20 protein-coding genes are annotated in these 17355 nt (G+C 66.0%); 6 read left to right on the top strand and 14 right to left on the bottom strand.

The genetic code is table 11. From position 1 onward, the window contains the following. Positions 1–147: 147 nt before the first annotated feature. From A6M56_RS03710 to A6M56_RS03690, 5 genes are all read right to left on the bottom strand, one after another. The gene (locus A6M56_RS03710) at positions 148–1062 is read right to left on the bottom strand and encodes a ParB/RepB/Spo0J family partition protein (RefSeq protein WP_102080415.1); all 915 of its coding nucleotides are present in this window, start codon (positions 1060–1062) and stop codon (positions 148–150) included. Between the two features lie 26 nt (positions 1063–1088). Then, positions 1089–1874: a ParA family protein gene (locus tag A6M56_RS03705; RefSeq protein ID WP_045785286.1), complete on the bottom strand. Its 786-nt coding sequence runs from the start codon at positions 1872–1874 to the stop codon at positions 1089–1091. A gap of 39 nt (positions 1875–1913) precedes the next feature. Then, complete coding sequence (gene rsmG / locus A6M56_RS03700; RefSeq protein WP_102080416.1) at positions 1914–2582, bottom strand: 16S rRNA (guanine(527)-N(7))-methyltransferase RsmG; 669 nt, start codon at positions 2580–2582, stop codon at positions 1914–1916. Beyond that, positions 2582–4531 (bottom strand): tRNA uridine-5-carboxymethylaminomethyl(34) synthesis enzyme MnmG, encoded by a 1950-nt coding sequence (gene mnmG / locus A6M56_RS03695; protein ID WP_102080417.1) that lies wholly within the window; start codon positions 4529–4531, stop codon positions 2582–2584. Before mnmG ends, rsmG begins: the two co-directional genes overlap by 1 nt. Positions 4532–4688: 157 nt before the next feature. Next, entirely contained in the window at positions 4689–5639 is a 951-nt protein-coding gene (locus A6M56_RS03690) for a LysR family transcriptional regulator (protein ID WP_102080418.1), read from the bottom strand. Between the two features lie 85 nt (positions 5640–5724). Here A6M56_RS03690 and A6M56_RS03685 point away from each other — a divergent pair, with 85 nt between their 5' ends. Next, on the top strand, positions 5725–6738 hold the full coding sequence (locus A6M56_RS03685) for an aldo/keto reductase (protein ID WP_045785290.1): 1014 nt from the start codon (positions 5725–5727) through the stop codon (positions 6736–6738). Between the two features lie 67 nt (positions 6739–6805). Here A6M56_RS03685 and A6M56_RS03680 read toward each other — a convergent pair whose 3' ends face one another. Both A6M56_RS03680 and A6M56_RS03675 read right to left on the bottom strand, forming a co-directional pair. Then, positions 6806–7954, bottom strand: coding sequence for an ABC transporter substrate-binding protein (locus tag A6M56_RS03680; RefSeq protein WP_102080419.1), 1149 nt, complete (start codon positions 7952–7954; stop codon positions 6806–6808). Positions 7955–8109: 155 nt separating this feature from the next. Beyond that, positions 8110–8715: a short chain dehydrogenase gene (locus tag A6M56_RS03675; protein ID WP_102080420.1), complete on the bottom strand. Its 606-nt coding sequence runs from the start codon at positions 8713–8715 to the stop codon at positions 8110–8112. 106 nt (positions 8716–8821) lie between these two features. On the opposite strand from A6M56_RS03675, the gene crgA reads away from it, so the two are divergent. Together crgA and A6M56_RS03665 are read left to right on the top strand one after the other, a co-directional pair. Then, complete coding sequence (gene crgA / locus A6M56_RS03670) at positions 8822–9730, top strand: LysR family transcriptional regulator CrgA (protein ID WP_102080421.1); 909 nt, start codon at positions 8822–8824, stop codon at positions 9728–9730. Between the two features lie 5 nt (positions 9731–9735). After that, positions 9736–9951: a DUF3820 family protein gene (locus tag A6M56_RS03665; protein WP_102080422.1), complete on the top strand. Its 216-nt coding sequence runs from the start codon at positions 9736–9738 to the stop codon at positions 9949–9951. Between the two features lie 12 nt (positions 9952–9963). Here A6M56_RS03665 and A6M56_RS03660 read toward each other — a convergent pair whose 3' ends face one another. Continuing rightward, the gene (locus A6M56_RS03660) at positions 9964–10860 is read right to left on the bottom strand and encodes a LysR family transcriptional regulator (protein WP_102080423.1); all 897 of its coding nucleotides are present in this window, start codon (positions 10858–10860) and stop codon (positions 9964–9966) included. A gap of 105 nt (positions 10861–10965) precedes the next feature. On the opposite strand from A6M56_RS03660, the gene A6M56_RS03655 reads away from it, so the two are divergent. Further along, on the top strand, positions 10966–11934 hold the full coding sequence (locus tag A6M56_RS03655; RefSeq protein ID WP_102080424.1) for an SDR family oxidoreductase: 969 nt from the start codon (positions 10966–10968) through the stop codon (positions 11932–11934). On the opposite strand, the gene A6M56_RS03650 is transcribed toward A6M56_RS03655, so the two are convergent. Next, positions 11920–12471 carry a phosphonate degradation HD-domain oxygenase gene (locus A6M56_RS03650; protein ID WP_102080425.1) on the bottom strand — a complete coding sequence of 184 codons (552 nt, stop codon included), beginning with the start codon at positions 12469–12471 and terminating at the stop codon, positions 11920–11922. The genes A6M56_RS03655 and A6M56_RS03650 overlap by 15 nt on opposite strands. Before the next feature lie 169 nt (positions 12472–12640). Between A6M56_RS03650 and A6M56_RS03645 the strand changes: the two genes are divergently transcribed. Then, on the top strand, positions 12641–13018 hold the full coding sequence (locus A6M56_RS03645) for a cupin domain-containing protein (RefSeq protein WP_045785297.1): 378 nt from the start codon (positions 12641–12643) through the stop codon (positions 13016–13018). On the opposite strand, the gene A6M56_RS03640 is transcribed toward A6M56_RS03645, so the two are convergent. Beyond that, positions 13008–13766, bottom strand: a complete 759-nt coding sequence (locus A6M56_RS03640; protein ID WP_045785298.1) for a sulfite exporter TauE/SafE family protein — start codon at positions 13764–13766, stop codon at positions 13008–13010. The genes A6M56_RS03645 and A6M56_RS03640 overlap by 11 nt on opposite strands. Positions 13767–13789: 23 nt before the next feature. Next, entirely contained in the window at positions 13790–14227 is a 438-nt protein-coding gene (locus tag A6M56_RS03635; protein ID WP_045785299.1) for a hypothetical protein, read from the bottom strand. A 119-nt stretch (positions 14228–14346) separates the two neighbouring features. Here A6M56_RS03635 and A6M56_RS03630 point away from each other — a divergent pair, with 119 nt between their 5' ends. Continuing rightward, positions 14347–14598: a hypothetical protein gene (locus A6M56_RS03630; RefSeq protein ID WP_045785300.1), complete on the top strand. Its 252-nt coding sequence runs from the start codon at positions 14347–14349 to the stop codon at positions 14596–14598. 235 nt (positions 14599–14833) lie between these two features. On the opposite strand, the gene A6M56_RS03625 is transcribed toward A6M56_RS03630, so the two are convergent. From A6M56_RS03625 to A6M56_RS03615, 3 genes are all read right to left on the bottom strand, one after another. Beyond that, positions 14834–15820, bottom strand: a complete 987-nt coding sequence (locus A6M56_RS03625; protein ID WP_045785301.1) for a branched-chain amino acid ABC transporter permease — start codon at positions 15818–15820, stop codon at positions 14834–14836. Positions 15821–15828: 8 nt separating this feature from the next. Beyond that, entirely contained in the window at positions 15829–16713 is an 885-nt protein-coding gene (locus tag A6M56_RS03620; protein WP_102080426.1) for a branched-chain amino acid ABC transporter permease, read from the bottom strand. A gap of 80 nt (positions 16714–16793) precedes the next feature. After that, the coding region (locus A6M56_RS03615; protein ID WP_286757759.1) for an ABC transporter substrate-binding protein at positions 16794–17355 on the bottom strand (562 nt) is incomplete at its 5' end.

Below are 17355 nucleotides of genomic sequence, written 5' to 3'. Positions count from 1 at the left end.
GATTCCATGATGGTGTCGACGCGACGCAGCGTCGATGATCCCGGAGGTAATTGCACCGCTACGGTGCGCGCCGCTGCCCGCAAACGGCGCGGCGGCGCGGTCCACCGACCCTGCGTCAAACTGTCGCAGTTGCGCGGTGGTTGCCGGTCAGGCCGTCGCTTCGTCGCCGCCGCCGGGACGCAGGCGCTCGAGCAGGCCATCGAACTCCTCCAGACTGCCGAACTGCACAGTCAACTGACCGCGGCCCTTGGCGGCCAACTTGATCTGCACGCTCAGGCCGAGCAGATCGGCCAGTTCTTCTTCCAGCCGCGCAACGTCGCGGCCGTTCTGATGACCGCCCTTCTGCTTGAGCGATTTGAGTTCGAACGGCTTGAGGGTCGACGCGACCAGCTTTTCCGTCTCGCGCACCGACAGGCGCTTGTTGACGATCTGGTTGGCCAGGGTGATTTGCGAGGCGCCATCGACGGCGAGCAGTGCACGGGCGTGGCCCATGTCGAGGTCGCCAGCCATCAGCATGGTCTGCACGGGCTGCGCCAGGTTCAGCAGGCGCAGCAGGTTCGACACCGCGCTGCGCGAACGCCCGACGGACTCGGCGGCCTGTTCGTGCGTGAACTGGAACTCGCGCACGAGGCGCGCAATGCCCTGGGCCTCTTCCAGCGGGTTGAGGTCTTCACGCTGGATGTTCTCGATCAGCGCCATGGCGGCGGCGGATTCGTCCGGCACCTCCTTCACGAGCACCGGCACTTCGGTCAGCCCGGCCAGGCGCGAGGCTCGGAAGCGGCGCTCGCCGGCGATGATCTCGTACTTCTGCTGCGGCCCGTCGGATTCGACCTTGCGCACCAGGATCGGCTGCATCAGGCCTTGCGCCCGAATGCTCGCGGCCAGCTCCTGCAGCGCGCCTTCGTCCATGCGCGTGCGCGGCTGGTATTTGCCCGGCTGCAGCTGGTCGAGCCTGAGCACCGTGGGCGCACCTTCCTGCTTGGCCGTCTCGACAATCTCGGCGGGACTGCCCAGCAGCGCTTCGAGGCCGCGGCCCAATCCCTTTTTCTTCATCGTGCTCATGTGGTTCCTCTTGCGCGTCTTGTGCCTCAGGCCGGCAGTTCGGCCAGGTGGCGCACTCGGGCGATCATCTCGGCGCCGAAATCCAGGTAAGCCTTGGCGCCCTTTGACGCTGGGTCGAACGCAACGCCGGGCATGCCGTACGACGGCGCCTCGGCCAGGCGCACGTTGCGCGGGATCACCGTCTTGAAAACCTTGTCGCCAAAGTGCGACTCCAGCTGCGCCGACACCTGCTGCTGCAGCGTCACGCGCGGGTCGAACATCACGCGCAGCAGGCCGATCACCTTGAGATCGCGGTTCAGGTTCGCATGCACCTGCTTGATGGTGTTGACCAGGTCGGACAGCCCCTCGAGCGCGAAATACTCGCACTGCATCGGCACGACCACGCCGTGCGCGGCGCACAGGCCGTTGAGCGTGAGCAGCGACAGCGACGGCGGGCAATCGATGAGGACGAAGTCGTACTGAGCATCCACCTCGGCCAGTGCAAGCTTGAGGCGGTTTTCGCGATGCTCGAGGTCGACCAGCTCGACTTCCGCGCCAGCCAGGTCGCGGTTGGCGGGAAGCACGTCATAGCGGCCGGCTTCCGAGCGCTGGCGCGCCTGCGGGATCGTCGCCAGGCCAACCAGCACCTGGTAGACGCTGAACTCCAGCGTGTGCTTGTCGATGCCGGAGCCCATCGAAGCGTTGCCCTGCGGATCGAGGTCGACCAGCAGCACGCGCTGCCCTTGCGCAGCCAGGCCGGCCGCGAGGTTCACCGTGGTGGTGGTCTTGCCGACCCCGCCCTTCTGGTTGGCGATCACGAAAATATTCGACATGACTCCTCTGCGGTGAATGACTCGCTAACAGCGTTCGACTCACGCCGACGGCGCGAGGATGACCAGATGACGCTCGGCCGGCAGCCCCGGCACGGCCAGACGTTCGATCGCTTCGACCGCCCAACCGGCGGGCAGGCGCTCGATCTCGGCATCCGGGCGGACACCCTTCATGGCGACCATGCGGCCGCCCGGTGCCAGCAGATGCCCAGCCAGGTTCACGAAGTCGACCAGCTCGGCAAACGCCCGCGAGGTGATGACGCCGTAGCCGGTGGCGTCTGCCAGTTTTTCCACGTGGCCCCAATGCGACTGGGCGTTGGCGAGACCAAGCTCGGCGCGGCATTGCGTGAGAAACGCCGTTTTCTTTTGCACGATGTCGACCATCGTGACGCTCACGTCCGGGCACGCGATGGCCAGCGGAATGCCGGGCAGCCCGCCGCCCGAGCCGACATCGAGGACGCGCGGCGCGTCAGGCTGCGCGCGGCGCACCAGCGCTGCGATGCGCGACACGGCCGACAGCGAATCCAGCAGATGATGCGTCAGCATGTCGCCCGCATCGCGGATGGCAGTCAGGTTGTAGACGCGGTTCCACTTGGCCAGCAGCCCCTGGTACGCCAGCAACCGATCCAGTTGCGCGGCATCCAGCGACAGGCCAAGGGCGTGCGTGCCGGCTTCGAGCTCCGCCCGGGCGTCCGTCAATGCATTGGGCATCAGGCCGCCTCACCTTCCGCGGCCGGCCGCGGGCCGGCCCGGCCGCGCAGCACGCCCTTCTTCAAGTGCACCAGCAGCAGCGACACCGCAGCCGGCGTGATGCCGGAGATACGCGATGCCTGGCCGATGGTCTCGGGCTTGTGCTTGGCGAGTTTCTGCTGCACTTCGATCGACAGGCCGCGCACCTGCGAGTAATCAAAATCGGCCGGCAGGCGGGTGTTCTCGTTCGCCCCGAGGCGCTCGACTTCATCCGCTTGGCGCGCGATGTAACCGTGGTACTTGATGCCGATCTCGATCTGCTCGCGAATCTGCTCCGCGAGCAACGGGTCCTCCGCCAGCGGCACTTCGGGCGCGTACTTGCCACCCTGCATGCCCACCAGCGATTCATACGTGACGTTCGGGCGACGCAGCAGGTCGGCCAGCGCATATTCGCGCTCGATCCCCTTCCCTAGGACGGGCTCGGCATGTTCCCGGGGCAGTGTGGCCGGGTTCACCCATGTCGACTTCAGGCGCTCTGTTTCACGTGAAACAGCGTCGCGCTTGCGGTTGAAGGCATCCCAACGGGCATCGTCGACCACACCGAGTTGGCGGCCGATCTCAGTCAGGCGCATGTCCGCGTTGTCTTCGCGCAGGCTCAGGCGGAATTCGGCACGGCTGGTGAACATGCGGTACGGCTCCGTCACACCACGCGTGATGAGATCGTCAACCAGCACGCCCAGATAGGCTTGGTCGCGACGCGGCGTCCACGCCTCCTTGCCCTGCACCTGCAGACCCGCATTGATACCGGCGAGCAGCCCCTGGGCCGCCGCCTCTTCGTAACCTGTGGTGCCGTTGATCTGGCCGGCGAAGAACAGACCAGAGATCGCCTTCGATTCCAGCGACGCCTTCAGTGCACGCGGGTCGAAGTAGTCGTATTCGATGGCGTAGCCGGGGCGCAGGATGTGGGCGTTTTCCAGGCCACGCATCGAATGGATCAGGTCCAACTGCACGTCGAACGGCAGGCTCGTCGATACGCCATTCGGGTAGAACTCGTTCGTCGTGAGGCCTTCCGGCTCCAGGAAGATCTGGTGGCTGTCCTTGCTGGCGAAGCGGTGAATCTTGTCTTCGATGCTCGGGCAGTAGCGCGGCCCCACTCCTTCGATCACACCGGTATACATAGGCGAGCGGTCCAGGCCGGCGCGGATGATGTCGTGCGTGCGCTCGTTGGTGTGCGTGACCCAGCACGGCACCTGTCGTGGGTGCATGTCGGCGCGGCCCATGAACGAGAACACCGGCACCGGATCGAGGTCGCCGGGCTGCTCTTCCAGGACCGAGAAATCGATGGTCCGGCCATCGATGCGCGGCGGCGTGCCCGTCTTCAGGCGCCCTTGCGGCAGCTTCAACTCCTTCAGGCGCGCCGACAACGACACCGCTGCCGGGTCGCCCGCGCGGCCGCCGGTGTAGTTGTTCAAGCCGACGTGGATCTTGCCGTCCAGGAACGTCCCCGCGGTCAGCACAACAGCGCGCGCACGGAACTGCACGCCAACCTGCGTCACCGCGCCGACGACGCGATCGCCTTCCACCAGCAGATCTTCCACGGCCTGCTGGAACAGCATCAGGTTCGGCTGGTTTTCCAGCCGGCGACGGATGGCCGCCTTGTACAGCACACGGTCCGCCTGGGCGCGTGTCGCACGGACAGCCGGCCCCTTGCTGGAATTGAGGATGCGGAACTGGATCCCGCCCTCGTCCGTGGCGATGGCCATGGCGCCGCCGAGCGCGTCGACTTCCTTGACGAGATGACCCTTGCCAATGCCGCCGATGGACGGGTTGCAGCTCATCTGCCCCAGCGTCTCGATGTTGTGCGTCAGCAGCAGGGTCTGGCAACCCATGCGCGCGGCCGCCAGCGCGGCCTCGGTGCCGGCGTGTCCGCCGCCCACCACGATCACATCGAACTCAATTGGATACAGCATGGCTTCCTCCTCGCATGGAGGCATCGGAATTTGAAGAAGCGGAATTATAAGTCGTCCACCTACCCCGCTGTTCGACGATGCGGCAATCGGCGTGAAATTCGTGCGCGTTTTGTGTTTCACGTGAAACATGCACCGCTTCCCTGGAAGCGACTGTGTTTCACGTGAAACACTTCAACGCTGGCGTGGCTCCGGCACCGGCGCGGAGGAAATCGATGAAGGTGCGCAGCTTGCCCGGCATCTGCGGCATGCGTGGAAAATAGAGATGGAAACGGTACAAGGCCGGGCACCACGCTTCGAGCACGCGGACCAGCCTCCCAGCCGCCAAGTCCTCGGCGACGAGGTCTTCCAGCACATGCGCGAGCCCGATCCCCCGTCGCGCCGCATCGACCATCGCCAGCACGTCGTTGGTCACCAGGCCGCCCGCCACATCCACCGTCTGGATTGCGCCGCCCGGTCCGGGCTCGCCAAACTCCCACGCGTACAACGCGCCGCTGCTCGGAAAGCGGTAGCGGATGCAACGGTGCTCGCGCAGCGCATCCGGGGTGTCGGGCGCGCCGTGCGCGTGCAGATAGGCGGGGCTGCCCACGACCGCAATCCGCCGGGCCGGCCCGATCGGCACGCTCACCATGTCGTGCTCCACGCGCTCTCCAAAGCGGATGCCGACATCGAAGCGGTCTGCGACGATGGCGGAGAGCCCATCGTCCACCGATACCTCCAGTTCAATACGCGGATACCGCGACAGGAAGTCTGCCAGCGCCGGCTGCAGCACGGCGTGATACGCGACCCGCGAGGCCGTCACGCGCAACGTGCCGCGCGGCTCGGTCGCACGCTCGCCTACCTCCGCCATGGCGCCGTACAGCGCATCGAGACTCGGCCGCACCACCGCGAGCAGCGCCTCCCCTGCTTCGGTCACGCTCACCTGTCGCGTGGTGCGCGCGAGCAACTGCGCCCCGAGCGCCGATTCCAGCCGTCGGATCGTCTGCGACAACGCCGACGTGGACACGTCCAGCGCCGCCGCCGCGTGCGTGAAGCTGCCGGCCTCCGCCACGCGGCGCAGCGCGTCGAGCGCAGGCAGCAGGTCCGGGTCGATTGTGAATGTCCTCTTCATAGTGCATCCGATTCTATCCACTTAATTCACACGCCGGCGCTGCCTAGACTGGCGACTCCTCTTTCCACCTCAGAAGGACATCGCCATGCAAACACGACAACTCGGCCAATCGGACCTGCACATCTCGCCCTTGGGCTTCGGCACATGGGCCTCGGGCGGCGGCAACTGGGAATACGGCTGGGGCGCGCAGGATGACGGAGACACCATCCGCGCCATCGCAGCGGCCGCGCATGCCGGCATCAACTGGATCGACACGGCGGCCGCCTATGGGCTCGGCCACGCCGAAACGGTGGTCGGCCGCGCGCTGCGCGAGCTGCCCGCAGAACTGCGCCCGTACGTGTTCACCAAGGGCTCGCTGGTGTGGGATGCGCAGGGGCGGATTTCGCATTCGCTCGACCCCGCATCGCTTTCACGTGAAATCGACGAGAGCCTGCGCCGCCTGAACGTGAACGCGATCGACCTGTACCAGATCCACTGGCCGGCCTTCCCGCCCGGGGCACCCGAGCAGTCGATCGAAGCAGCCATCGCGGCGCTGGACGCGGCGCGCAAGGCGGGCAAGATCCGCCACATCGGGGTGTCGAACTTCGATGCGGCGCAGTTGGAACGCGCCCGCGCGGTGGCGCCCATTGCGTCCCTGCAGCCGCCCTACTCGCTGCTGATGCGCGGCATCGAGGCCTCGATCCTGCCGTACACGGCGGCCCATGGCATCGGCAACATCGTGTACTCGCCGCTGCAATCGGGGCTGCTGTCCGGGCGCATGACGCGCGAGCGCATCGCCGCGCTGCCCGCCAATGATTGGCGCGCGCAACGCAGCCCCGAGTTCCAAGAGCCCAATCTGACACGCAACCTGGCCCTCGTGGAAGTGCTGCGTGGCGTGGGCGCACGGTACGGCAGGACACCGGCGGAAGTCGCCATCGCCTGGACGCTGCGCAAGCCGGTGGTCACGGGTGCGATCGTCGGCGTGCGGCGGCCGGATCAGCTCGATGGCCTGCTCGGCGCGGCAGACCTGAAGCTGAGCGACGCGGATCTCGCCGAGATTCAGGCCGCCCTGCCCGAAGGCAGCGCGGCGCCAGTCCCGCAAAGCGTGGTCGAAGCCTGAGCCCTCACAGCAAAAACGCACGGCGCGGACCGTGCGTTTTGCGTGCGGCGATGAAGGCGAAGCGCCGTCAGTTCTGCAGCTTCCACTTGCCGTCTTTGATCTCGACCATCACGCGCGAGCGCTGGTCCAGGCCAAGGTGGTCCTTCGGGTTCATGTTCATCACGCCGTGCGAGATGGCGAGGTTGGTGGTCGTCTCCATCGCGTCGCGCAGGCCCTTGCGGAACGCCGGCGTGCCCGGCTGACCCTTCTTCAGCGCCTCGGGCAGCGCATGGGCGAGCAGCAGACCGGCATCCCACATGTGCCCGCCGAAGGTGGAGACCTGGCCGCCGTAGGCCTTCTCATACGCGGTCTTGTACGCCAGCGCCGGCTTCTTCACCGGGTTGCTGTCGGGCAATTGCTCGGCCACGAGGATAGGCCCGGCCGGCAGGAACGTGCCTTCGCAATCCTTGCCGCACACGCGCAGGAAATCGGCATTCGCCACACCGTGCGTCTGGTACAGCTTGCCCTTGTAGCCGCGCTCCTTCAGCGCACGCTCCGGCAACGCGGCCGGCGTACCTGAGCCTGCGATCAGCACCGCATCCGGATTGGCCGCCATGATCTTCAGCACCTGGCCCGTCACCGACGTATCGGTGCGCGCAAACCGCTCGTTGGCGACAACCTTCAGCTTGCGCAGCCCCGCCACCTTGTCGAACTCCTGCGCCCACGAATCGCCATAGGCATCGGCAAAGCCGATCAGCGCGACGGTCTTCACGCCATGGTTGACCATGTGCTCGGCAATGGCGGTGGCCATGTGCGAATCGTTCTGCGGCGTCTTGAAGACCCACGCGCGCTTGGCGTCCACCGGCTCGACGATCCGCGCCGAGGCCGCCAGCGTGATCATCGGCGTTTCGTTCTCGGCCACCACGTCGACCATCGCCAGGGAGTTGGGCGTGACAGTCGAACCGATCACCAGGTCGACCTTGTCTTCGGTGATGAGCTTGCGTGTGTTCTTGACGGCGGTGGTCGTGTCAGACGCATCGTCGAGCACGATGTACTCGACCTTCTTGCCGGCGATTTCCTTGGGCAGCAGCGCCACGGTGTTCTTCTCGGGAATCCCCAGCGACGCCGCCGGCCCGGTGGCCGACACCGTGATGCCGACCTTCACCTGGGCGAATGCCGTACCGGCCAACAGCGCCGTCGCGGCGAGTGCAATGCGGGTTGCGCGCGATACCTTCATGCCGTCTCCTGAGATAGGTCGAGCGGGTCTGCGCCCGCCCTGAATCTGCGATTGACCGACCGATGGGTCGGGGATGAACGAGTCTAGAAGGAGTCACGCCACGCGGGCAAGGGGGAGATACCCCGAAACTTAACGTGTTCACGACCTGGGCGGACTCAGCCCACGCGGTACACCCGGCCGCTCTGCACGCCCTCCACGCTGCGCCGATACGCCAACGCCGCGCGCGCTGCCGAGACCGGCTCGAAGCCTGGGAAGAACGGGCCATATGCTTCCATGGATTCGGTCAGCACCGTCGGGCTCACCGCGTTGATGCGGATGCCGCGCGGCAGCTCGCACGCGGCGGCGCGCACAAAGCCCTCCACGCCCGCGTTCACCGCAGTGGCGTTGGCGCCTTGTGCGATCGGCTCCTGCCCCACGATGCCGGTCGTCAGCGTGATCGAGCCGCCGTCGTTCAGATAATGCTGACCGACCAGCGCCAGGCGCACCTGGCCAAGCAGCTTGTCCTGCAGGCCAACGTTGAAATCGGCGGCCGTCATCTTGCTCAGCGGCCCGAAGAACAGATTGCCCGCAGTGGAGACGATGGCGTCGACGCGGCCAAGCCTGTCGAACAGCGCCGCCACGCTGTCTGCGTTGGTGATGTCGACCTGATGCTCGCCCTGCGTGCGGCCGACGCGGATGACCTCATGCGTACCGCCCTGCTCCAGCTCCGCCACCACGGCGCGGCCCAGTGTGCCGCTGGCGCCAATCACGACGATTTTCATGCTGTGCTCCTTCGCAAATCCGGTGGAATGGCGCCTATTCTTGGCCGAACCCTTCATGCGATAAAGCCGTGATACCTTCGGGCATTCCAAATCAATGGTTCGGAATATGGACAAGCTGCGCAGCATGGAGACCTTCGTCGCGGTGGTGGAAAGCGGCAACTTCACCGAGGCCGCGGCACGGCTGGAGATGTCTGCGGTGATGGTCGGCAAGTATGTGAGCGCGCTGGAGTCACAACTGGGCGCGCGCCTGCTCCAGCGCAGCACGCGCCGCCAGAGCCTGACCGACGCCGGACGCGTCTTCTACGAAGATGCCAAGCGCGTGCTCGAACAGGTGCGCTGGGCGGAAACGTCCGTCGAACGGCTGCGCGCGTCGCCTTCGGGCACGCTGCGCGTGAGCGCGCCGACCACGTTCGGCGCGTGCGTGATCGCGCCACTGGCCGCGACGTTCCAGCAGGCGCATCCGCAGGTGCGCGTGGAGTTGAACCTCAGCAACAGCATGGTCGATCTCGTCGACGAAGGGTTCGATCTCGCCATCCGCATCGGGCCCCTGGGCGATGCCGATCTGGTTGCCAAGCCGCTGTGTGTGTATCGCATGGTCATCTGCGCGTCGCCGGAGTACCTGGCGCGGTACGGCCGACCGGAAACGCCGGCCGACCTGCCGCAGCATCGCTGCCTGTCGCACATGGTGTGGAACAACCGCAATGCGTGGCAGCTTGCCGGCTGGAGCGGCGCCACGCCCTGGCGCGACGACCCGGCCTTCACCTGCAACGACGGCCATGGCTTGCGCGCGGCCGCGGTTGCCGGAGCCGGTCTGTTGCTGCAGCCCGAAGTGCTCGTCGCCGAAGACCTGGCCAGCGGCCGACTCGTGCGCGTGCTGCAGGCGTATGCGCCCGAACCGCGGCCGATTCATGTCGTGTATCGGCAGGATCGGCGGCCGCTGCCGAAGCTCTCTGGTTTTGTGGGGCATTTGCTGGAGCAGGTGCCTAAGTTCGTCCCCGCATCGGGGGCACAATAGCGCCCATGAACCCCGAAGACCTCCAACGCCTCGTCACCACGCAAATGCCCTTCGGCAAGTACAAGGGCCGCCTGATTGCCGACCTGCCGGGCCATTACCTCAACTGGTTTGCGCGCGAGGGCTTTCCGCCGGGGCAGATTGGCCGCTTGCTCGCGTTGATGCAGGAGCTGGATCACAACGGCCTGAAGGGCCTGCTCGAGCCATTGCGCCAGGGCCGCTGACAACGCGATCGATCAATCGCCGTTGATGTAACGCAGCAGCCCCGTCGCCAACGCATCAAACACGACGCGGCAGCGCGGGCTGTCACGCAGGTCTTCGTGCATGGCAAGCCAGGTGTCGAGCGTGATGGAAACCTGATCGCTGAACAGCCGAACCAGATCTGCGTTGTGCCGCACCAGGCCGACCTGGCAGAAGCCGATGCCAAAGCCGGCGCGCAGCGCAGCAATTGCAGCCAGGTCACTGTCGGTGCGCAGTGCGAAGCGGTTGCGTTGGATCCACGGGAACTGCGCTCGCACGCTGCGCAGGAATGCGTTCTCCTTGTCGTAGCCGATCAACGTGTGGCCAGCGAGTTCTTCCACCGTGGTTGGCGTACCGCGCTGCGCCAGATAGCGCTGGTGCGCAAACAGCCCCAATTCAATCTCCCCCAAGTGCCGCGCGACGAGCACGCCTTGGCTCGGTGGCTGCATGCGCACGGCGATGTCCGCCTCGCGGCGCAGCAGGTCTTCCAACCGGTTCGAGGGCACCAGCTCGAGCGTCAGCTCCGGATAGGCGGCGTGCAGATCGGCGAGGATGGGCGGCAGCACCTCCACCGCCACGACCTCGCTGGCGGTGATGCGCACGGTGCCGCGCACGCCCTCGCCCTGGCTGGACGCGGCGCGCAGCAAGGCGGCGCTCGTGGCTTCGAGCGATTCCGCAAACGGCCGCAGCGATAGCGCCGCTTCTGTGGGGCTCAGCCCCTGCTGCGTTCGGATGAAGAGCGACATGCCCAGCGCCCGTTCGAGCGCATCGACATGCCGCCCCGCCGTGGGCTGCGTCAGCCCCAGCGCGCGGGCGGCGCCCGACAGCGATCCTTCTCGCACAACGGCAAGAAACGTCCGATACAACTCCCAGCCGGGCTCAGTTCTGCTCATACAAATTCGTATAGCTGCATGCTCATCATCAACAATTCCATTGAAGCACAGTCGCGCCCAGAATGCGTCCATCGCAACGCTCTCCCACACTTCAGGAGCACGGTCATGGAACAGGCAAACGAACAGGCAAAACGCATCGCATTGGTACTGGGCGCCACCGGCGGCATCGGCGGTGAAGTGGCCCGTCGGCTGGTGGCACGCGGCTGGCATGTGCGGGCGCTGCAGCGCAATCCGGAGGCGCTGACCAACCGCAACGCCGCGTTCGAGTGGATTCGCGGCGACGCGATGGTGCGCGAAGACGTGGTTGGCGCGGCGCAAGGCGCGGAACTGATCATCCACGCCGTCAACCCGCCGGGCTACAAGAACTGGGCCGGGCAGGTGCTTCCGATGATCGACAACACCATTGCCGCGGCCCGCGCTTCGGGCGCACGCATCGTGCTGCCCGGGACGGTGTACAACTTTGGGCCCGAGACGTTCCCGGTGCTGCGTGAAACCACGGCGCAGGCGCCGCTCACCCGCAAGGGCAAGATCCGCGTGGAGCTGGAGCGTCGCATGCAGGCCGCAAGCGCGGAGGGCGTGCGCAGCCTGATCGTGCGCGCAGGCGATTTCTTCGGGCCACACACGGGCAACACGTGGTTTGCCGGCGCGCTGGTCAAGCCGGGCAAGTCCGTCCGCACCATCACCTATCCGGGCGCGGCCGGCATCGGCCACCAGTGGGCCTATCTGCCCGACGTGGCCGAGACGATGCTGCGCCTGGTCGAGCTAGGCGACCGTCTGCCCGACTTCGCGGTCTATCACATGCGCGGCCACTGGGATGCCGACGGCACGCAGATGGCCGCGTCCATCGGGCGCGTCGTGGGCCGGCCGGTCAAGACGCGCGCGTTCCCGTGGTGGGCCCTGCCGGTGCTGTCGCCGTTTTCCGAGATGCTGCGTGAGATGCGCGAAATGCGTTACCTGTGGCAGCACCCGGTGCGCATGGACAACGCCAAGCTCGTGCAGACGCTGGGCGCCGAACCGCATACGCCGTGGGACGAAGCCGTTGGCGCGACGCTGCGCAGCCTAGGCTGCCGCTGAAACCCGCGCCGCCGTCGCCAGGAAGTGCGCAAGATCAGGCGTGCGCTGCCCGGCCACCTTGGCGAGGTCGTCCCACTGGCGCAGCTGCAGCGCATCGGCAGCGTACGGACGCTGCATGAAGGCCTCGGCTTCCTGCGCCGAAAACACACCGCCCTGCAATGCCAGGCTCCGTACGGAATCGGCTGAGAGGCGCGCGTAGTAATGCGCATCTATCGCGCACAGGCAGCGCTTGGCATCCACATGCAGGCGGATCGGCTCCAGCACGGCATCGGGAAACGTCGCACGCAGAAACGGCAGCGCAAAGTACTGGTGCTGATCGTCGATGCCGTGGGCGGTCGGCGTCTCGCCCTGCGGGTTCAGCAAATGGCCGAGGTCGTGCAGCAGCGCCGCCGTGATCAGCGCATCCGACGCGCCGGCCGCCTCCGCCAACGCCGCCGTCTGCAGGGCATGTTCGCGTTGCGTGACGGGCTCGCCGCTGTAGGCAATGTTGCCGTGGCGGTCGAACAGCGTGCGGATGTCGTCGAGACTCAGGGCCATGATGCTGCGTGGGTAAAAGCGGAACCTTGCAGCGTAGCGCGCCCGTGCGGCAACACGGTGACAACGCACCGCGCATTAGCCCGCGTGATCGGCGCGATTAGAAAGTTTGGTTGGGAATGCACGGCGCCCGCCCTTATCTTCAGTGCCTTCCCACACATCGGAGCGCATCATGCTCGCAGGACACGCCGTACAGGTCACGCAGGCGCTGGAACAGGTCACGCACTATTGGTCCCCGCGCGTCGTCGGCCAGGTCAACGACCAATACATCAAGGTCGCCAAGCTCAAAGGTGAGTTCGTCTGGCATGACCACCCGAATGAAGACGAGCTGTTCTTCGTGGTCTACGGCCACTTGAAAATCGCTTTCGAAGACCGCGCCGATGTGCACCTCGGCCCCGGCGAATTCTGCGTCGTGCCGCGCGGCGTGCGTCACTTTCCGGTGGCCGACGAAGAATGCGGAATCATGCTGATCGAAACCGTAACCACGCAGCACACGGGCGATGTCGTTACCGAGCGCAGCGTGGCGCTCGAGAAGCAACTCAACGGATGAAGGCGTCGTAAGCCGTCTTCATAATCAACGCCAGCACCACCACGATGAACACCTTGCGCACGAAGCGGCTGCCGTGCCGCAGCGCGAGGTGACTGCCCACCTGGTTGCCGGCCACGTTGGCCACCGCCATCACGATGCCGAGCTGCCACCACACATGGCCCTTGGCGGCCAGCAGCAGCAAGGCCGCCACGTTGGTCGCCAGGTTGACGATCTTGGTGGACGCCGATGCGTGCAGGAAGTCGTAGCCGAACACACGCACGAACACGATCATCAGAAAGCTGCCGGTGCCCGGGCCAAACACGCCGTCGTAGAAACCGATGGCCGCGCCGGCCAGCAATGCCGCCGCGCGCTCGCGCCAGCCCTTGAGGCTCGGGGCGTGATCGGCGCCCAGGTTCTTCTTGGCCACCGTGTAGACGAGCAGCACCGCCAGCACGAATGGCAGCGCACGGCGCAGCGGCTCGGCCGGAATATGCGTGAGCGCCCACGCGCCGAGCAGCGAGAACACAAACGCCGTGACCACCGCCGGCGCCGTCGCGCCCCAGTAAATGCGCACTGTGCGGCCGTAGCGCACCGCCGCCGTCGCCGTGCCCGACATCGAGGCGACCTTGTTGGTGCCGATGAGCGTGGCGGGCGCGACGTTCGGATACGCCGAGAACAGCGCGGGGATCTGCACCAGGCCACCGCCACCGGCCACGGCATCGATCAGGCCAGCCAGAAAGCCGGCCACGGCGAGCAAAGCGAATTCCATCAGGAGAAATGAAACGGGAAGGATTAGCCCAGCGACTTGGGCGAGGGGCGTGCGCTGCGCCGCCAGCAGCCCGATGCGTCGGGCGCAAAGCCGAGCGCTGCGGCGTCTTCAGCCGAAAGCGCCGCGGGCGGCAACAGGACGTGGAGTATGCCATGTGCCCTGGCGTACTCATTGACGGCCGCCAGGGCCGCATCGCGCGTGGCCGTGTCACCGGAAAGCACCATCACGCCGACGGGCAACCACGCCACCAAACCGCCGAGCGCCAGATGCGGCACGAGCGTGATGGGTGCCACCCCGGCCAGCTCTTCACCCATTTCAACGAGGAAGCACGGATGCACGCTCGGATGGGCGAGCAGCGTATCGACGGCATGCGCGGCCTGCAGCGGCGAGGCGGTCGACGCGACGGCGGCCAGCAGGCGCGGCCGGTCTTCGGGCGTGGCAAGGCGAGTGGAGAACGTCATGGGCGGCTCAGGCGAAGGCGCCATTGTCATGCAGCGCGCGCATAGGCGTCGACACCGAATGCATTTCTCTTGCGAATTGGCGCGAACCAGAATGGATGCGTCACCCCACGGAGCCCGCCATGGCCGATCCGACACACGCCCTCACCCTGCAATTGCTGCAGTCGCTGGCCGAGCGGCCGCGGCCCTATGCTGAAGTGCTGGAAACGTGGCGGACGTCGTGCCCGCGTTTGTCGATCTGGGAGGATGCCTGCATCGACGGGCTGGTGGACTGCGTGCCCGACTCCGCGCCGGGGCTGCAGTTGGTGACGGTCAGCGCCCGGGGCCGTGCGCTGCTGGCCGGCGCCCTCGCGAAAGGCGAGCGCACAAACTAAAAGGCCCTGCCGGGGATCACCCGGCAGGGCCTCTGTTTTATTTAGCATCTCCACCGTTTCGTGCGGTGTGTGCTGTCGTCTCCTCGCTCCCGCCTCATTTATCTCGTGCGAAAACCGTAACGCGACTGTAAAAGATGCACCGCAATGCAGCAACTAGAGCAAACCCTTACGGTGCATCAGGCACCAAGATCAGCCGTTCGGGTGAAATTTACCGGCATCTTCGCCTATTGTGGCGTCAACGCCGCAGCCACGGCACCCGGGCGGCGATCTCCCCCATGATGCCCCGGCGGAAGGTCAGCACGCAGATCACGAAGATCGCGCCCGTCACCGTCGTCACGGATTCACCGAGCACGTTGAAGCCGTCGATGCCCGTGGCGCCGGCCAGGAAGCTGCCGATGTCGCCGAGCTTGTTTTCCAGCGCGATCACCAGCGCCGCGCCAAGCAGCGGGCCCGACAGAATACCGAGGCCGCCCACCAGCGTCATCAGGATCACCGAGCCGGACATCGACCAGTGCACGTCGGTCAGCGTCTCGAAGCCCAGCACCAGCGTCTTGAGCGAGCCCGCGAGGCCCGTGAGCGCCGCCGACAGCACGAAGGCGAGCAGCTTGAAGCGATCGGTGTCGTAGCCGAGGGACGTGGCGCGCGGCTCGTTCTCCTTGATGGCCTTCAGAATCTGTCCGAACGGCGAGTGGATCGTGCGCACGATCAGCAGGAACGCCGCTGCCACGATCACCAGCACCACGTAGTACAGCGTCATGTCCGACGACAGGTCGAGCGCGCCGAACAGCTTGCCGCGCGGCACGCCTTGCAGGCCGTCTTCGCCGCCGGTGAACGGCGCCTGCAGGCAGAAGAAGTACAACATCTGCGCCAGCGCCAGCGTGATCATCGCGAAGTAGATGCCCTGGCGCCGGATGGCGAGCAGACCCACTACCAGGCCGATGAGCGCACCCGCCGCCGTGCCGGCCAGCAGGCCGAGCTCCGGCGTGACATGCAGATCGCGCATCAGGTAGCCGGCCACGTAGCCCGCGCCGCCAAAGAACGCCGCATGCCCGAACGACAGCAGCCCCGTGTAGCCGAGCAGCAGGTTGAAGGCGGAGGCAAACAGCGCAAAGCACAGCAGCTTGGCGACGAAGACCGGATACGCCCCCACCAGCGGCGCGGCAATCAGCGCGACCAGCAGCAGGCCGTACAACACATATTTGAGGGAAGAGGTGTTTTGCATAGCGCCGCTTATTTCTCTTTACCGAACAGGCCCGCCGGCCGCACCAGCAGCACCAGCACCATGATCACGAACACCACCGTGGACGACGCCTGCGGATAGAACACCTTGGTCAGCCCCTCGATCACGCCCAGCCCGAGGCCGGTGACGATCGAGCCCATGATCGACCCCATGCCGCCGATCACCACCACCGCAAACACGGTGATGATCATGCTCTGGCCCATCAGCGGCGAGATCTGGATGACGGGTGCCGCCAGCACGCCCGCAAACGCCGCCAGCGCCACGCCGAAGCCGTAGGTGAGCGTGACCATCAGCGGCACGTTCACGCCAAACGCTTCGACGAGCTTCGGGTTCTCGGTGCCGGCACGCAGATACGCGCCGAGCTTCGTCTTCTCGATCATGAACCACGTGGCGAAGCACACCACCAGCGAGGCCAGCACCACCCAGGCCCGGTAGTTCGGCAGCACCATGAAGCCGAGGTCCGTGGCGCCCTGCAGCAGGTCGGGCGTGCTGTACGGGAGGCCCGAGACGCCGTAGATGGCGCGGAACACGCCTTCGATAACGAGCGTCACGCCCAGCGTGAGCAGCAGGCCGTACAGGTGGTCCAGCTTGTAGATGTGGCGCAGGAGCGTGCGCTCGATCATCACGCCCAGCAGCCCGATCACCAGCGGCGACAGCACGAGCATCGCCCAGTACGGCACGCCCAGGTACGAGAAGCCCATCCACGTGAGCACCGCACCCAGCATGAAGAGCGCCCCGTGCGCAAAATTGATGACGTTGAGCAGCCCGAAGATGACCGCAAGGCCCAGGCTCAACATCGCATAGAAGGAACCGTTGACCAGACCCAGCAGCAGCTGGCTGAGCATGGCCGGTAGCGGAACGCCAAAGATTTCCATCGCGGTCAGGGAAAGAACACCAACACAACGTTGAGGGCACCGCCATCCGCGCGGACGGCGGCACCCGATTGCTTACGCGCTTACTTCTTCATCAGCGAGCACTTCGACTCGGCCGGCGTGGTGAAGGCCTGGTCGCCCGGGATGGTCGCCACCACCTTCAGGTAATCCCATGGCTTCTTCGATTCGGCCGGCGTCTTCACCTGCATCAGGTACATGTCGTGCACATAGCGGCCGTCGGCGCGGATCATGCCCTTGGCGTAGAAGTCGTCCAGCTTCGTCTTCTTCAGCTGCGCGATGACCTTGTCCGGATCGTCCGTGCCGGCCGCGGCCACCGCCTTGATGTAGTTCGACACCGCCGAGTAATCCGCCGCCTGCAGGCTGCTCGGCATCTTCTTCATCTTCATGAAGTAGCGGTTGGCGAACTTGCGCGTGGCGTCGTTGGTGTCCCAGTACCAGCTGTCGGTCATCAACAGGCCTTCGGCCGTCTGCAGACCGAGGCTATGCACGTCGTTGATGAACATCAGCAGGCCGGCGATCTTCATCGACTTGGTGATGCCGAATTCCTTGGCGGCCTTGATCGAGTTGATCGTGTCGCCGCCGGCGTTGGCCAGGCCCAGGATCTGCGCCTTGGACGACTGCGCC

This window comes from Ralstonia sp. RL (assembly GCF_001683835.1).
In the GTDB taxonomy this organism is placed as follows: Bacteria; Pseudomonadota; Gammaproteobacteria; order Burkholderiales; family Burkholderiaceae; genus Ralstonia; species Ralstonia mannitolilytica.
Note: the sequence above shows the minus strand (reverse complement) of the source record. Positions and strands in the feature narration are given on the sequence as shown.

Excerpts from the sequence above, each read along its gene's own strand:
- A6M56_RS03710 (WP_102080415.1), bottom strand. The coding sequence starts at position 1,062 with ATGAGCACGATGAAGAAAAAGGGATTGGGCCGCGGCCTCGAAGCGCTG.
- A6M56_RS03705 (WP_045785286.1), bottom strand. The coding sequence starts at position 1,874 with ATGTCGAATATTTTCGTGATCGCCAACCAGAAGGGCGGGGTCGGCAAG.
- rsmG (WP_102080416.1), bottom strand. The coding sequence starts at position 2,582 with ATGCCCAATGCATTGACGGACGCCCGGGCGGAGCTCGAAGCCGGCACG.
- mnmG (WP_102080417.1), bottom strand. The coding sequence starts at position 4,531 with ATGCTGTATCCAATTGAGTTCGATGTGATCGTGGTGGGCGGCGGACAC.
- A6M56_RS03690 (WP_102080418.1), bottom strand. The coding sequence starts at position 5,639 with ATGAAGAGGACATTCACAATCGACCCGGACCTGCTGCCTGCGCTCGAC.
- A6M56_RS03685 (WP_045785290.1), top strand. The coding sequence starts at position 5,725 with ATGCAAACACGACAACTCGGCCAATCGGACCTGCACATCTCGCCCTTG.
- A6M56_RS03680 (WP_102080419.1), bottom strand. The coding sequence starts at position 7,954 with ATGAAGGTATCGCGCGCAACCCGCATTGCACTCGCCGCGACGGCGCTG.
- A6M56_RS03675 (WP_102080420.1), bottom strand. The coding sequence starts at position 8,715 with ATGAAAATCGTCGTGATTGGCGCCAGCGGCACACTGGGCCGCGCCGTG.
- crgA (WP_102080421.1), top strand. The coding sequence starts at position 8,822 with ATGGACAAGCTGCGCAGCATGGAGACCTTCGTCGCGGTGGTGGAAAGC.
- A6M56_RS03665 (WP_102080422.1), top strand. The coding sequence starts at position 9,736 with ATGAACCCCGAAGACCTCCAACGCCTCGTCACCACGCAAATGCCCTTC.
- A6M56_RS03660 (WP_102080423.1), bottom strand. The coding sequence starts at position 10,860 with ATGAGCAGAACTGAGCCCGGCTGGGAGTTGTATCGGACGTTTCTTGCC.
- A6M56_RS03655 (WP_102080424.1), top strand. The coding sequence starts at position 10,966 with ATGGAACAGGCAAACGAACAGGCAAAACGCATCGCATTGGTACTGGGC.
- A6M56_RS03650 (WP_102080425.1), bottom strand. The coding sequence starts at position 12,471 with ATGGCCCTGAGTCTCGACGACATCCGCACGCTGTTCGACCGCCACGGC.
- A6M56_RS03645 (WP_045785297.1), top strand. The coding sequence starts at position 12,641 with ATGCTCGCAGGACACGCCGTACAGGTCACGCAGGCGCTGGAACAGGTC.
- A6M56_RS03640 (WP_045785298.1), bottom strand. The coding sequence starts at position 13,766 with ATGGAATTCGCTTTGCTCGCCGTGGCCGGCTTTCTGGCTGGCCTGATC.
- A6M56_RS03635 (WP_045785299.1), bottom strand. The coding sequence starts at position 14,227 with ATGACGTTCTCCACTCGCCTTGCCACGCCCGAAGACCGGCCGCGCCTG.
- A6M56_RS03630 (WP_045785300.1), top strand. The coding sequence starts at position 14,347 with ATGGCCGATCCGACACACGCCCTCACCCTGCAATTGCTGCAGTCGCTG.
- A6M56_RS03625 (WP_045785301.1), bottom strand. The coding sequence starts at position 15,820 with ATGCAAAACACCTCTTCCCTCAAATATGTGTTGTACGGCCTGCTGCTG.
- A6M56_RS03620 (WP_102080426.1), bottom strand. The coding sequence starts at position 16,713 with ATGGAAATCTTTGGCGTTCCGCTACCGGCCATGCTCAGCCAGCTGCTG.